Genomic DNA, 12,994 nt, shown 5'->3' with positions numbered 1-12,994 from the left:
TCGAGGTGGGCTTTTTTTTGCATGGTACCTTCACAAATGAGGGGGTCACATTTTTAACAACAAATTATTCCGAAAAGTATTCCAGATTCTAATTATGGCGAATTCGACCTAATTAAAATACTTACTTAAAAAATGGATCGCTATGGATGGATTTTATTTCTAGATAAGTTAAAAGTGCAGCCAAGGCAAGCAAAGCCCCGAGTATTGCAAATAACGTGTCTTTAGAAATGATTGATATAGCAAAGCACCCTAAGCTTGAGATTGCAAGAAGCATTAAAAGTGCCCAAAAAATATACTTTTTCATGGTGGGGTTCTTTATTTTTGAAAATTGTGTGACTAAGATAGCAAAATATAACAAAAGTTTAAATTTTGATTTAAATAAATATCAAATATTAGTTGATATATGTATAATTGTTCACAGAAACTCCTGTAGTTTCTAAATAACTCCCTAAGGTCATTATTTTATAAGCCCACATCGTATTCCCTAAGTGGGCTTTTTTTTGCATGGAGAAAAGTAATGCTCCGATTCTTAATGTGTTTATTTGGCCTACATGGTGCGACTGAAATCGATTACACGGTTGATGATGAAGAAATCAAGGTGTGTCGGGATTGTTTGAAAGAAGTTAAATAAAATAATATTATTTTTAAATATATACAAATCAATAAATTATATTGTAATAAAACTTGAAAGGTAGCGTAATCCAGAGTATTTTAGTTGGAAATTAAGTAAATCTCCACATTATTTACTTAAATTCAGTTTATAACCTGCACCTTCCCCAAGATGCAGGTTTTTTTTTGCTTAAAGTTTTGCCGAACGTATTACGGCACATAAAACCCCGCTACATACTAGATATTGGCGGGGTTTCTTTTTCTATTCCTTATTGAAATAATGTTGTGTATAATTACACAATGAACAGCAAAGACATTATTAAGCCTCTGGAGCAGGAAGGCTGGTACAAGGTTGGCGGTAAAGGCGACCATGAAAAGTATAAGCATCCCGATAAACCCGGTCATGTTGTGGTGCCACATCCACGTAAAGATATGCCGATAGGTACTCTACGCAATATATATAAACAGGCTGGTTGGGAATGGAGGTAAATATGTTATATCCAGTATATGTTCATAAAGATGAAGATGCTGCATACGGTTTAACTTTCCCTGACTTTGAAGGGTGTTTCAGTGCTGCGGATGAAATGCAAGACATCCAGCGCATGGCGCAGGAAGCGGTTGAGGTTCACTTTGATGGTGAAGATATTCCGTTACCTGTACCATCAAGCCCAGAGCGATGGTTAGGTGATGAGAGATTTGAAGGTGGTTTTTGGCTGTTAGTTGATATTGATACGACAAAGGTAAATACCAAGTCTGTTCGTATTAATATCAGTATGCCGGAAGCTTTGGTGAAGCGTATTGATGCTGTGGCCAAGAAACAACACTTAAGCCGTTCGGCATTTTTAGCCAAAAGTGCGGAAATGGCATTGCATCAGTAAAATAAACAATATGACAGCCCCAGCCTGAGTGCTGGGTTTTTTATTTTGAGGTACTCATGACAGACAAAGTACAAGCGAAACAAGACTTAGAATTTTGCAGTGCTGAGCTGTCTAAGTATCAAAATCTCAGTCAGGCTGGGTTGACTCGAAATGAGTTACTGGCAATTGACGGCATCATGATTAAGTTGAGAGAGCGTATTAAGAATTTGCGCTTTGCTTTATATGAATCCTGATCAATACAAAGCCTTAACTGATAAAGGCCCACTTAAAAAGAAATCTCGTACCAGACCACTACCCAAAGCCGGTGAAAAATACTTAGAAGCATTCGATCGACTCAAAGAAATCCTTGATCGCATGGAAATTAAATATGAAGAGTATTTTCACTTCAAAAGCACTAAGCATTGGCGGTTTGATTTTCACCTTATTGAATATCGAATGCTGATTGAAATTGCGGGTGGTCCTTGGTCAGGTGGTCGTAAAGGTAAGCTGGCTACAAAAGCCTGGAGCATCGACCGGTATGACCATGCTGAAGAAATGGGATATCGGTTTCAGCAGTTTTTACCTGCAGACATCAATATGGGTCGAGCTACGATGTGGCTGAGAAATTTAAAGGCATCTTATGGACCAGTTCAGACCATTCCCACCATCGAATCTGATTGATCAGGCTGAGGAAGAAGAAGCGATTTTATTAGCGCCCGCCGTGGAATTAAAAGAATGGGTTGTCAAAAACTGGCTGACCCTTGGTGGTGAACTCCATAACCCGGATCATGATCATATTGCTGAGCTACTTCACGACAATGAAGAGTTCCTTGCATTTGCTTGGGCATCATCTGCCGCCGTAGCTAAAAAACGTATGGTGCTGTGGCAATGTGAAAAGGTCATGTTTAACCAAGGCGGATGGAAGCAGGCACGCCAGGAACAGCAGATACGCGACTGGTTCGGTTTCGTACCTCAATATTTGATTACGGTTGATGCTGCATTTTGTGAGCAAGCTTCAGATCGTGAATTTTGTCGTTTGATTGAACATGAGCTTTATCACATTGGTGTTGAGTGCGATGAAGATGGCGAGATCATCTATAGTGATATGACTGCTCTCTACTCCCAATGGTATCGGCGATCGCTTTCACCAGGATCGTTTTAGCGGTCGTTACGCCGTCTTTACCATGCCTTGGAGGGCTAATCCTGATAAGAATTGGCTGGCTGAGCTACATGGAAAATTGATTTTTATCCATGGTATGAAAAGCAAAAGGCCACACTTGATGACGTCGTTTTGGCTCAAGAAGTAGATATTGATTACGCAGCATCGGTTGAAGGCATGCTGATCCCCTCCGCATGGGTTGAAGCTGCTGTTGATTCTCATATTGAGCTCGGTATTCAGCCTTCTGGTGAGCGTAACGGTGCACTGGATGTAGCAGATGAAGGTAAGGATAAAAACTTTTTTGCGGCTCGTCACGGGATTGTATTGCAATACCTGGATACATGGTCAGGCGTTGGTGATGACATTTTTGGTACCACGCAAAAAGCTATCGATGCATGCCTGGATCTAAAACTGAATTTGTTCTTCTACGATGCGGATGGGTTAGGAGCTGGTGTATGCGGTGATGCTCGCGTCATTAATGAGCAAAATCAAGTGAGGGGGATGTCAGAAATTGAGGCTAATCCTTTCCGGGGATCAGGTGCAGTACATAACCCCGAGCAGGAGATGGTTGAGGCGCGTAAAAACGTGGACTTCTTCGCCAATCTTAAAGCCCAGATGTAGTGGTCGCTGCGTCTTCGATTCCAGAATACCTATCGAGCTTTGCAGGACATGCAATATGACCCAGACAGTCTTATTTCACTCTCAACACAAGACATAGATAAGCAAGAGCTTGAACAACTTAAGCGCGAACTTTCACAACCCACCTATAGCAAAAATGGTGCAGGCAAAATTTTAGTGAATAAGCAGCCTGACGGTGTACTGTCACCAAACCGGGCTGACGGCGTGATGATTTGTTTCAGTGATATTAGAGAGCGGAAAAGAAAGAAACCTGCAGGTGCGGGTAAGTACCAGCTCTTTCTCTCTAGATGACTGTAAATGGTGAACAATTCTTTTGTCGTAAGGCTCGACATTGTAATCACCCAGTAAAACAATATTATTTATAGTTTCACTTTCACTTTCACTTTCACTTTCACTTTCTACATCGACACGAAGCCTTTCTGTGATAGAACTAATTGGAAGATATACATCTCTGAGACGACTAGGCCAATGTGGAGTAAAAATCAACGCAGAACAACAGGCGGAGCTAAAGGAAATCGTCGATCGACGTGCCCAAGGCGAACATAGACTTTATGCCGAAATGTGGTCGCATCAGGAATATGCTTGAAGAACTGAATAAATTTCAGCATAGGCTGAATATTGTTAAGCCAATGCTTTATTTAATTGCATCAAATTCATGGTTAAATAAGGTGATTGAATTTAATGTGAATTTTATGTGTTTCTAAAGCCTGCAATGCCAGTTGTGCCCACGCTTGCACAGGACTATCCTGAGTGGCATAAGGGGCGCACGGATTATTCACTCTGGTATCTGGAAATCCAGTCGCCTGAATTGCTGCTCTATTTAGACCATTTACGTCAGCATTTTTCTGACCTACTGTTTACGCCCAATACGCGCCAGTTTCATATCACCTTGTTTATTTGCGGTTTTTTGACCACTCACCAGCAGGTTTGGGATGACGATTTTAGCCAGCAACGATTACAACGGCAAATTGAACTTTTAAACCGGGAAAAAAAATCTTCATTTAAATTGAAGACAAGGAACTTAAATAGTTTTGAAAGCGCACTTTTTATTGAAATTGAGGATATTGAAGGAAGCCTGGCCGAGGTTCGTCAACAGTTATATACCTGTTCAGCAGAAGTCGCAGCGTTGCAATATTGTCCTCATATCACTTTGGGTCTGTATAAAGACAAAATCAATAGTGATGCAGTGTTTGAGCGCATGCAAAATATTTCACAGCAGCAATTTGAATTTCAGGCCGAGCAATTAACTTTTGGGACCTATCATGCCCAAACCTTGCAGGGGCCATTAACACCATACCATCAAGTTATTTTGGGTGAGGCATGATTCAACTCATTTTAGGCGGCGCGCGTTCCGGCAAAAGTCGTCTTGCGGAACAAGCCGCAAAAGATTCAGGTTTACCAGTCAGTTATATTGCAACGGCTCAAGCTTTAGATACGGAAATGCAGGAACGGATTTATCATCATCAAATGCAGCGTCCTGCCCATTGGCAGCTGATTGAAGAGCCTTTCTCACTGGCAGAGCGATTGCAGCAAATTGACGCAGCAAATCAGCTGATCCTGGTCGATTGCCTGACGCTATGGATGACTAATCTGTTAATGCATGAAGATGAAAATCTGCAAGCTGTAGAATGTGAAAAATTACTGGATGTGCTGCCAAGTTTGCAATCACAAATCATTTTGGTGAGCAATGAAACTGGATTGGGCGTTGTTCCCATGGGTGAGATCAGCCGCAAGTTTGTAGATGAATCTGGCCGCTTACATCAGCAACTTGGACAGCTTGCCGATAAGGTGATTTTTTGTGTAGCTGGTTTTCCCATGATTTTAAAAGGAGAGAAATAATGAACTGGTGGTTAGATGCGTGTAAAACGCCAAGTGCAGAAGCCCGACTGCAGGCTGCAGAGCGTCAATTACAGTTAACCAAACCAACCGGTTCACTTTCTGAACTGGAAAATGTTGCAATTCAGTTGGCCTGTTTGCAAAACAATCAGCGCCCGAACATTGATAAACCGTGGATTACCATTTTTGCCGGTGACCATGGCGTGATGGAAGAAAACATTTCAGCCTATCCGCAAGCGGTAACTCGCCAAATGCTGCAAAATTTCACCAGCGGTGGAGCCTGTATTAGCGTAATTGCCAAGGAATACAATGCCAGACTGCAAGTGATTGACTGTGGTTCAGTCGGTGATGCCTATGAATATGCAGGCGTTGAACGTTATTGCATTATCCCGGGTACGGCCAACTTTGCCAAACAAGTGGCCATGACTGAAGCACAATGTATAGAAGCTTTAAATCTTGGTCGTAAAAGTGTAGATGAGGCAGTTGCAGAGGGTGCTTCAATCTATGTGGCTGGGGAAATGGGTATTGGCAATACCTGTTCTGCTTCTGCTGTCGCCTGTTTTTTGCTGAATGAGCCTGCTGAGCAACTGACCGGTGTAGGGACAGGGATCGGTGAAGAACAGCTCAACCATAAGAAAAATGTCATTAACCGTGCGATAGCATTACACCAGGAATATGTAGGCGATGATGCATTTAAAGCCTTGTGCGCCGTGGGTGGACTGGAAGTGGCTGCAATGGCCGGTGCTTATATTCGCTGTGCACAACTGGGTTTGCCTATGGTGGTTGATGGTTTTATCACCACAGCATCTGCATTAGTCGCCGTACGATTAAATCCGGCTGTACGTGACTGGATGCTGTTTGGACATCAGTCTGCTGAATACGGTCATCAACGTTTATTGCAAGAACTGAATGCCAACCCTTTGCTGAAACTGAATTTACGCCTGGGCGAAGGCAGTGGTGCCGGGGCAGCTTTAGGAATCATCAAGTTAGCATGCAGCCTGCATAACAATATGGCAACTTTTGCCGAAGCCGCCGTGACAGGTGAAAAAGTTTAATCTGTCTAGATTTAAGGATGATTTAAGATGTACAGGATTGATTTGCTGCGTCATGGCGAGACCGAGCTGAGTCATACTTTGCGTGGTTCAACTGATGACGCCTTGACGGATTCAGGCTGGCAGCAAATGCAACAAACGGTAGATCAATTCTTAAAAAATAATTCACCTAACCCCTGGGATATTGTGTTTAGTTCGCCTTTGCAGCGCTGTGCTTTATTTGCAGATGAAATTGCCAGCAATTTAAAGCTTGAACTTATTCTAGATCGAAATTTGCAGGAAATGCATTTTGGCGATTGGGAAGCTGTTTCTACGCAAGAGATCTATGAAAAGCAGCCGGATGTATTGGCGCAGTTCTGGGAAACTCCAACCCGATTTAGTCCACCCAATGCAGAAACAATGCAGCAGTTTCAGCAGCGTATTTTACATGCGCTGCAACAAATTCAGGGTTCCATGCAGCACAATCAATTTGCACATGCAATGGTGGTCACGCATGGTGGGGTGATTAAACTGTTAAAATGTCTGGCATTCAATCAACCCTTGGACAATATTTTAAAAATGTCTGCTGAACTGGGGCAATTCAATCATTTCATTCTACATGATGATTTAAGCATTGAATATGTGGAGCAATCAGCATGACGCCATTTTTTATTGCACTGCAGTTTTTAACGATATTTCCAGTTCAATTAAAACAGATGCCGAGCAAACAGCAAAATGCTCAATCTTTGCTGTTTTATCCTGTGATTGGACTGATTATTGGCCTGATTTTATTTGCACTTGCCCATCTTTTACAGGCGATCCCCGTTATTTTATTAAGTAGTGTGATTTTAGTGCTATGGATTTGGCTGACAGGCGGGTTGCATCTGGATGGTCTGGCTGATACTGCTGATGCCTGGGTTGGTGGTTTTGGTGATCCTGAACGTACCTTAGCTATTATGAAAGACCCGAGCTGTGGGCCAATAGGGGTGCTGAGTTTAATCATTCTATGCCTAATAAAATGGTCGGCACTGTATGTATTATTGGAACAGCAATACTATTCAGCCCTGATTTTATTTCCGCTATTGGGTCGTTTAGCGCCGTTATTTTTATTTTTAACCACCCCTTATGTGCGCCAAAAAGGTTTAGGCACTTCAATTGCAGAATTTATTCCGAAAACTGCCGCCATTATTGTATGTGTATTAAGTTTACTAACATCAGTGTATTGGGGATGGGCTGGAATGCTGTGTGCTTTATCTATGCTAGGTACATTGCTTTATTTAAGGTATAAATTTATCCAGCGTATTGGGGGAATTACCGGTGATACGGTAGGGGCGAGTATTGAAATTTGCGAGGCGGTGAGTCTTTTGAGTTTTATTGTAGCGAGTTTTTATTTAACCATTCCATGATTAAAAAGAGGAAGTGAGCAGCCTGATCACCTCAACAGCATCACTTCCGTATCATGGGCATTATCACTTATAAATAAGTCACGACCATGGAAATAATTGCCGGTCCCAGCAGCACCATAAATACCCCTGCAAGTACCATGGTCAAACAGGCCACCACACCTTCCTCACGATGGCGCATAAAGGCTTTACTGGTACCAAAACCATGTGCCGCATTCCCAAAAGACGCGCCTTGAGCAAAGCGTGAATTGAGTTTGAGTGCCAGTAGAAGCATATCTCCCATCGCTACACCCGCAATCCCGGTAATCATGGTAAATAAAATCACCAGTTCAACCGAACCGCCTATATGGGAAGTGAGTTCCATGGCAAAGGGCGTAGAAATGGAACGGGCCATTAAACTGTAAGACGTGGCCTGGTCAAAATGAAATAATCTTGCCAGATAAAATGCGCTGATCACACCGGCAATCATGCCCACCACAATGCCTAAACCAATCGACAAGGCATGTGCTGTAATGACTTTGCGATATTCATAAATCGGAATGGCAAAGGCAATGGTCGCAGGTCCCAACATCCAGATCAGCCATTGATTTTCCACCATATAGCTATCATAGGAAATATTGAACGCCAGCATCAATATCACCAGAATAAGAGGCACAAAAATACCGGGTGCCAACAGCATGTAGGGATATTTTTTATGCAGTTTTTTAGCCAGTACATAACAGATGAGTGTCCCGAGAAAACATATAAGCGCAGTCAGGTTCATATTATTTTCCCTGTTCTAACAGGTGTCGGGATTGTGATTTATGCTTTAAACGGGCTTCCAGTTTAAAACCGAAATATACGCTATAGGCTGTAGCCAGCATCACACAGAAAGTGCCGATCACGACTGATAAAATCAGTTGCCAGCCTTGGGTCAAAAGCAGGTCTTTATATTTAATGATGCCGACTACACAGGGAATAAATAACAACACCAGTTCACCGAGAATAAAATCTGAACCTGTTTTAATCCATTGCAGTTTAAACAGGCCACTCAGTAAAGCCATTAACACCAGTAACAGGCCAATAACTCCGGCAGAAACCGGTAAATTGAGCGCATGTTGTATCAGTGAGGAAATCCACCAGATGAAGATCAGCAGACTGAGCTGTAATACCACCTGAGTAATATAAATTGATGGAGCAGAACGTGAAGAAGTAGACATAATCAGAAAATATAAAAACTTGCAGGTATTTTAAATTTGACCATGTGTTCATATTATGAATAATAAAAAAAATATTATGCATAAATGGAATGATAGGTGGATATTAAGAGTCTGAGCGTATTCGTTAAAATCGTGCAATTGCAAAGTTTTACCCGAACAGCAGAGGAGATGTGTGTGACCCAGCCCACCATCAGTAAGACCATACATCACCTGGAACAGGAAATTGGTGTGGCTTTATTTCATAAGGGAGAAGCCGGGCGTAAAAGGGATGTTGCCTTAACCTATACTGGTGAACAAGTGTATCAACATGCTTTGGTCATACTGGAACAACAGCAACGTATTTTTGAAACAGTGGCTAAAATCCGGCAGCTCAAACAGGGCAAATTAACCCTAGGTTTACCGCCATTAGGTTCAGTTTTACTCAGTAGTTTAATTGCCAAGTTTCACAAGCAATATCCACATATCGAATTAAGTTTTCTGGAAGTCGGTGCAGCTGCGATTGAAGATGCCATTTTGGCGAAAAAAGTCGATGTTGGCATTTTATTGGGACATTTAAAACCGGTACTGAGCGGTATTCCTATTATGGATTCGCCCTTATGTTTGCTTTCTCGAAAAGATACCCAGTGGAAGGATCGACAAACCGTAAAATTGATTGAATTAAAAGAAGAGTCTTTTTTGCTTTATGATGATTCCTTCACTTTAAACAATATGATTATTCAGGCAGCGAATTACGTCGGTTTTGAACCGCATGTGGTTTGTAAAAGTAGCCAATGGGACTTTATTGCCAAAATGGTCGAGTCGGATGTCGGGATTGCTTTGTTACCAAAAATTTACTGTGAACAGCTGGATCAGGAGAAATTTAACATCAGCCTGCTGGAAAGCCCGCATCTGAACTGGACGCTGAGCATGGCCTGGAATACCACCGTTGCCATGAACCCTGCAACACGGGCATGGTTAAAAATTATTGAGGAAAATCGGGATAAAATTCACTTTTAAAAAAACTTGGTTGGCAGTCGACTGTAAAAAACAGGGTTTGGATGCAGACTGAATCCCTTTTTAATGTCTATGGCACATTGGGCAGATCAATGGATGAATGAAGATTTAGGACAGCCGATGCAATATATGTATAAAAGATGTGGTCATAAAGTGATCCCGTGACGGGTATGTTCTGAGTGTCATGAAACGCTGCATGCCAGGCAGGTTAAAGTTGAACTGACGTGAGATGAATACGACTATCGGGAACAGCACAAAATATCATCCTAAATCTTTTCCTTCAGGATTTATAGACAATTCGGCGGTTTAGGAATGCCTGCCAGACGGCTTAAATGACGTGCTACCAGACCGGTCTTAAATTGCTCTTGCAAGACGGCATTATTGATATCGGCACTGACGGTTTTCATCAGGAATTTGATCAGTGGGCGTGTTGCCGGTGAATGTCCAAACTGTTGATAGAACTGGCGTACTGCATGCAAAACTTCAAAATGCCACGCTGTAAGTTGTAGCTCCAGAGAGTTTGCCAACTCTTGAGCCACCGTTTCATTCCAAATGGTGTAATCGATTAAGTGACCATCTTGATCGAGTTCTAAATTCATCATAAATCTCAAATTAGTTCAAGCGAATACAGCGGGTATAGTTGAGGCAAATATCTGCAAATTCTGCATAAGAAATCAGCTGTAAATTTTTGGTTGTTTGTCCCGCCAGGATTTCCGCATCGGTGTCCAGTACATACACCTTGTCCAATGGTTGCAGAAATGGATGCTGTAGTTGCAGGACCGATTCCCCCATCATCACAACCGTATCTTCAGGGCTATAAACCTGTTGCAATTTGCTCAAAACATTCGGGGTTGCTGAAAAAGTACTTTGCACCAAATATAAGCTTTTATTCGACATAATCAGTTTACTCTTCAACTTTACCAGTACAATACAAAATCAAAACTTTGAATGAAATCAGGATTTAACTCAACAAATTCAATATCCTGTTGAGCATTGGCTACAAAGTGTGAATGTTGATGTTTGTTTTCAATCAAAATCGGGCTAAGGTCATAAAATTCAAAGCTATCGACCATATTGGATGCCACTTTAAAGGCATGTTTAAGCTGATCAAATGGCAGTTCGGCATTGAGTAAACTTAAGGCTGCATCTTGCAGTAAAACTTTCACTTCACAGCCAAAAGTTGCCAGTACCATCGTGGCAGACAGGCTTTCATGCACCTGCAGATTGGCCAGATTGGCTTGGGTCAGAATAACGAGTACAGATTTCACACAATTTACCTTTTAAAAGCAACAAATACCAAAAAAATATCGTCTTAGAATTGAATCAGACGTTGTGTTGACTGTACTGCATCGGCAAGTTCACCCAGACCAACCAGTTCAAAGCCTTGCGCAAGATTGTGTTGGCTAATTTGATGTCGTTTGGCATTTTCTTCATCGCTAATACCACGCGCCAACGCAGCACTCACGCATACCGGTAAGCGAATCGCCAGTTTCTGCCATTCTTCGGTCAAGTTACGCTGATCATCCGGAACCCATTGCAAGGCATTTGCTACAGCAACACCGTCCTGATAGAAGAACACGCGAAATGGCTGGTTTTTAGCGTGCAAGGCCTGAGCAAGACCCAAGGCATGCCAGGCATAGATCGAGGTTGGAGCGGAGGTAATTAGTAATAAGGTACTCATCGAAATTCACTTGAAGAATGCCCAATCCAATATTGATGCATCCAAACTTCATAAGAAAAGGGTAGTATACAATGATTTTAGGTGGTATCTAAAGAATTCAGAACTTAATGTTAAAATTATTTCAAAAATAATTATTTAAAAACAATGATTTAATTGGGTTTGTTAAAGTTAAAAATCATAAAACCTATTTTTTTATCTGCATGAAATTCCCTATATTCCCTTCCTTTTTTCATATTATTGGTAAAATAAAAAGTAATTTGAACCAGATCTACACCAATGCTGGCCTTTTCAAAAGAAAACCCATCACTGGGATGGGTTGGTTGGGTAGCGTTACTTCATTATTACATGTCATGGTTTTCTTTGATTTTGGCTTGATAGTAAGGTAAGTGAACGTTGTAAAAATGATGATATCTTGATTTTAATCTTTGATTAATTTTGGGAATAGCTAGCAGATATATATTTAAATCTAATGAAATTAATGTCTTAATAGAAAAATAATTGTTATACTCTCGCCAATTTTGAGCACAGCCGTGCTTATTTATTTCTTTGAATTGTAAATACTTTTTATGAACCGTAAATTTTTTGCTGCTACTGCATTATTTTTTGGGCTAATCAATCCATTAGCCGCTATGCCATTCGATCCGTTAATTGGCACTTGGAAAGTTATTGATGATCGTACTGGTTATTATGTTTCAGACATCGTGATTCGCAAGAATTCTAAAACACAACAGTACAGTGCTGTCATTACTAAAAATCGATCTTTACCTGGTGTTGCAAATTCTGAAGTATGTAGCAAATGCCAAGGTGAACTGAAGAATCAGCCAATTTTTGGAATGGAAGCTCTTAAAGGTCTGGTTGCTGATACTAGCAATAAACAATTTAACAAGGGTATTTGGATTAATACGCAGGATGGACGTGTATATGATATTGATGCCAGTTTAAATGCTGCTGGAGACCAAATGAAAGTCAATGGTAAAGCTAAAAGTGCCAATGTAACTAGCATCATGACTTGGAAGAAGCTCTGATATAATTCTCAAGTGATTATTTTTATTTGTAAATAAATTATAAGCAAGAATAGGCAAAAGAAACCCATCACAGGGATGGGTTTTGGGAATTAGTGCTACTTAGTTATTACAGGTCTTACCTTCGAATCCGACCTTGCCTATAAAATAGCGAAAGTTTATTTCAGAAATAAGAAACCCACCGAAGTGGGTCTGTGCGATCAAATACTATCCGTAGTATTTGATCATTAAAGTATGCTTAATATATTACTATTTTATTTAAGCTTGTTTAACAACTAGGCGTATAGAATTTTGGGTGGTGTTTCAAAAAGTATGCTGGCGTTAAACAAACTCATTTTTAGTTCAATATAGAGAATGTGCTGTATGACTTTGGTTAGATCAATATACTAAAAATATGTTGAACTCATGCAGAATAGTTATTATAGACCCAGTCTCAACAGAGATGGATCCGGAAATTTGAACAACTCCTATAAGTGATATTCTGCTCCTCAAATGATGTTATAAACATCAATATATGGAGTATTTTATGGCACGTAGACCAAGAAGAAATCATTCAAACGACTTT

At 40.9% G+C, this 12,994-nt stretch carries 18 protein-coding genes and 2 pseudogenes; 13 read left to right on the top strand and 7 right to left on the bottom strand.

Annotated features, from left to right (window positions below):
• Positions 1-121: 121 nt before the first annotated feature.
• Entirely contained in the window at positions 122-304 is a 183-nt protein-coding gene (locus FTU91_RS07370) for a hypothetical protein (RefSeq protein ID WP_180044403.1), read from the bottom strand.
• A gap of 605 nt (positions 305-909) precedes the next feature.
• Between FTU91_RS07370 and FTU91_RS07365 the strand changes: the two genes are divergently transcribed.
• From FTU91_RS07365 to FTU91_RS07315, 11 genes and pseudogenes are all read left to right on the top strand, one after another.
• Positions 910-1,098: a type II toxin-antitoxin system HicA family toxin gene (locus FTU91_RS07365; RefSeq protein WP_180081615.1), complete on the top strand. Its 189-nt coding sequence runs from the start codon at positions 910-912 to the stop codon at positions 1,096-1,098.
• Positions 1,099-1,100: 2 nt separating this feature from the next.
• Positions 1,101-1,487: a type II toxin-antitoxin system HicB family antitoxin gene (locus tag FTU91_RS07360; RefSeq protein WP_180044405.1), complete on the top strand. Its 387-nt coding sequence runs from the start codon at positions 1,101-1,103 to the stop codon at positions 1,485-1,487.
• A 56-nt stretch (positions 1,488-1,543) separates the two neighbouring features.
• Positions 1,544-1,720 (top strand): hypothetical protein, encoded by a 177-nt coding sequence (locus FTU91_RS07355; protein WP_180044407.1) that lies wholly within the window; start codon positions 1,544-1,546, stop codon positions 1,718-1,720.
• Complete coding sequence (locus FTU91_RS07350; RefSeq protein ID WP_180044409.1) at positions 1,710-2,147, top strand: hypothetical protein; 438 nt, start codon at positions 1,710-1,712, stop codon at positions 2,145-2,147. The genes FTU91_RS07355 and FTU91_RS07350 overlap by 11 nt, the downstream gene beginning before the upstream one ends.
• Positions 2,107-2,571, top strand: a pseudogene (locus FTU91_RS07345) (putative metallopeptidase); the annotation flags it as partial. The gene FTU91_RS07350 and the pseudogene FTU91_RS07345, both read left to right, overlap by 41 nt.
• A 10-nt stretch (positions 2,572-2,581) precedes the next feature.
• Positions 2,582-3,555, top strand: a pseudogene (locus FTU91_RS07340) (terminase); the annotation flags it as partial.
• 403 nt (positions 3,556-3,958) lie between these two features.
• Positions 3,959-4,588, top strand: coding sequence for a 2'-5' RNA ligase family protein (locus FTU91_RS07335; RefSeq protein ID WP_368856204.1), 630 nt, complete (start codon positions 3,959-3,961; stop codon positions 4,586-4,588).
• Positions 4,585-5,103: a bifunctional adenosylcobinamide kinase/adenosylcobinamide-phosphate guanylyltransferase gene (gene cobU / locus FTU91_RS07330; protein ID WP_180044413.1), complete on the top strand. Its 519-nt coding sequence runs from the start codon at positions 4,585-4,587 to the stop codon at positions 5,101-5,103. Before FTU91_RS07335 ends, cobU begins: the two co-directional genes overlap by 4 nt.
• Positions 5,103-6,155 (top strand): nicotinate-nucleotide--dimethylbenzimidazole phosphoribosyltransferase, encoded by a 1,053-nt coding sequence (cobT, locus tag FTU91_RS07325; protein ID WP_180044415.1) that lies wholly within the window; start codon positions 5,103-5,105, stop codon positions 6,153-6,155. The genes cobU and cobT overlap by 1 nt, the downstream gene beginning before the upstream one ends.
• A gap of 27 nt (positions 6,156-6,182) precedes the next feature.
• Complete coding sequence (locus tag FTU91_RS07320; protein WP_180044417.1) at positions 6,183-6,791, top strand: histidine phosphatase family protein; 609 nt, start codon at positions 6,183-6,185, stop codon at positions 6,789-6,791.
• Positions 6,788-7,537, top strand: coding sequence for an adenosylcobinamide-GDP ribazoletransferase (locus FTU91_RS07315; RefSeq protein WP_180044419.1), 750 nt, complete (start codon positions 6,788-6,790; stop codon positions 7,535-7,537). Before FTU91_RS07320 ends, FTU91_RS07315 begins: the two co-directional genes overlap by 4 nt.
• 67 nt (positions 7,538-7,604) lie before the next feature.
• On the opposite strand, the gene FTU91_RS07310 is transcribed toward FTU91_RS07315, so the two are convergent.
• The gene (locus FTU91_RS07310; protein ID WP_180044421.1) at positions 7,605-8,297 is read right to left on the bottom strand and encodes an LrgB family protein; all 693 of its coding nucleotides are present in this window, start codon (positions 8,295-8,297) and stop codon (positions 7,605-7,607) included.
• 1 nt (position 8,298) lies between these two features.
• Positions 8,299-8,733 carry a CidA/LrgA family protein gene (locus FTU91_RS07305; protein ID WP_180044423.1) on the bottom strand — a complete coding sequence of 145 codons (435 nt, stop codon included), beginning with the start codon at positions 8,731-8,733 and terminating at the stop codon, positions 8,299-8,301.
• A gap of 96 nt (positions 8,734-8,829) precedes the next feature.
• Between FTU91_RS07305 and FTU91_RS07300 the strand changes: the two genes are divergently transcribed.
• Entirely contained in the window at positions 8,830-9,729 is a 900-nt protein-coding gene (locus FTU91_RS07300) for a LysR family transcriptional regulator (protein ID WP_180044425.1), read from the top strand.
• Positions 9,730-10,013: 284 nt separating this feature from the next.
• Here the strand turns inward: FTU91_RS07300 and FTU91_RS07295 are convergent, their stop codons facing one another.
• Genes FTU91_RS07295 through tusD form a run of 4 tightly spaced genes read right to left on the bottom strand, consistent with a single transcriptional unit; the run spans position 10,014 to position 11,407 of the window.
• Positions 10,014-10,325, bottom strand: coding sequence for a TusE/DsrC/DsvC family sulfur relay protein (locus FTU91_RS07295; RefSeq protein WP_180081641.1), 312 nt, complete (start codon positions 10,323-10,325; stop codon positions 10,014-10,016).
• A 13-nt stretch (positions 10,326-10,338) separates the two neighbouring features.
• Positions 10,339-10,623: a hypothetical protein gene (locus FTU91_RS07290; protein WP_180044427.1), complete on the bottom strand. Its 285-nt coding sequence runs from the start codon at positions 10,621-10,623 to the stop codon at positions 10,339-10,341.
• Between the two features lie 20 nt (positions 10,624-10,643).
• On the bottom strand, positions 10,644-10,994 hold the full coding sequence (locus tag FTU91_RS07285; RefSeq protein WP_086197063.1) for a hypothetical protein: 351 nt from the start codon (positions 10,992-10,994) through the stop codon (positions 10,644-10,646).
• A gap of 44 nt (positions 10,995-11,038) precedes the next feature.
• Positions 11,039-11,407: a sulfurtransferase complex subunit TusD gene (gene tusD, locus FTU91_RS07280; protein ID WP_166171770.1), complete on the bottom strand. Its 369-nt coding sequence runs from the start codon at positions 11,405-11,407 to the stop codon at positions 11,039-11,041.
• Between the two features lie 566 nt (positions 11,408-11,973).
• Between tusD and FTU91_RS07275 the strand changes: the two genes are divergently transcribed.
• On the top strand, positions 11,974-12,432 hold the full coding sequence (locus FTU91_RS07275; protein ID WP_180044429.1) for a DUF2147 domain-containing protein: 459 nt from the start codon (positions 11,974-11,976) through the stop codon (positions 12,430-12,432).
• Positions 12,433-12,994: the final 562 nt, after the last annotated feature.

The sequence above is a fragment of the Acinetobacter sp. YH12201 genome, assembly GCF_013418145.1.
Classification (GTDB): Bacteria; Pseudomonadota; Gammaproteobacteria; order Pseudomonadales; family Moraxellaceae; genus Acinetobacter.
This window is presented reverse-complemented; position numbering and strand designations above follow the sequence as displayed.

Bases quoted from the DNA above. Each gene is read 5' to 3' on its own strand.
- FTU91_RS07370 (WP_180044403.1), bottom strand. From the start codon at position 304: ATGAAAAAGTATATTTTTTGGGCACTTTTAATGCTTCTTGCAATCTCA.
- FTU91_RS07365 (WP_180081615.1), top strand. From the start codon at position 910: ATGAACAGCAAAGACATTATTAAGCCTCTGGAGCAGGAAGGCTGGTAC.
- FTU91_RS07360 (WP_180044405.1), top strand. From the start codon at position 1,101: ATGTTATATCCAGTATATGTTCATAAAGATGAAGATGCTGCATACGGT.
- FTU91_RS07355 (WP_180044407.1), top strand. From the start codon at position 1,544: ATGACAGACAAAGTACAAGCGAAACAAGACTTAGAATTTTGCAGTGCT.
- FTU91_RS07350 (WP_180044409.1), top strand. From the start codon at position 1,710: ATGAATCCTGATCAATACAAAGCCTTAACTGATAAAGGCCCACTTAAA.
- cobU (WP_180044413.1), top strand. From the start codon at position 4,585: ATGATTCAACTCATTTTAGGCGGCGCGCGTTCCGGCAAAAGTCGTCTT.
- cobT (WP_180044415.1), top strand. From the start codon at position 5,103: ATGAACTGGTGGTTAGATGCGTGTAAAACGCCAAGTGCAGAAGCCCGA.
- FTU91_RS07320 (WP_180044417.1), top strand. From the start codon at position 6,183: ATGTACAGGATTGATTTGCTGCGTCATGGCGAGACCGAGCTGAGTCAT.
- FTU91_RS07315 (WP_180044419.1), top strand. From the start codon at position 6,788: ATGACGCCATTTTTTATTGCACTGCAGTTTTTAACGATATTTCCAGTT.
- FTU91_RS07310 (WP_180044421.1), bottom strand. From the start codon at position 8,297: ATGAACCTGACTGCGCTTATATGTTTTCTCGGGACACTCATCTGTTAT.
- FTU91_RS07305 (WP_180044423.1), bottom strand. From the start codon at position 8,733: ATGTCTACTTCTTCACGTTCTGCTCCATCAATTTATATTACTCAGGTG.
- FTU91_RS07295 (WP_180081641.1), bottom strand. From the start codon at position 10,325: ATGAATTTAGAACTCGATCAAGATGGTCACTTAATCGATTACACCATT.
- FTU91_RS07290 (WP_180044427.1), bottom strand. From the start codon at position 10,623: ATGTCGAATAAAAGCTTATATTTGGTGCAAAGTACTTTTTCAGCAACC.
- tusD (WP_166171770.1), bottom strand. From the start codon at position 11,407: ATGAGTACCTTATTACTAATTACCTCCGCTCCAACCTCGATCTATGCC.
- FTU91_RS07275 (WP_180044429.1), top strand. From the start codon at position 11,974: ATGAACCGTAAATTTTTTGCTGCTACTGCATTATTTTTTGGGCTAATC.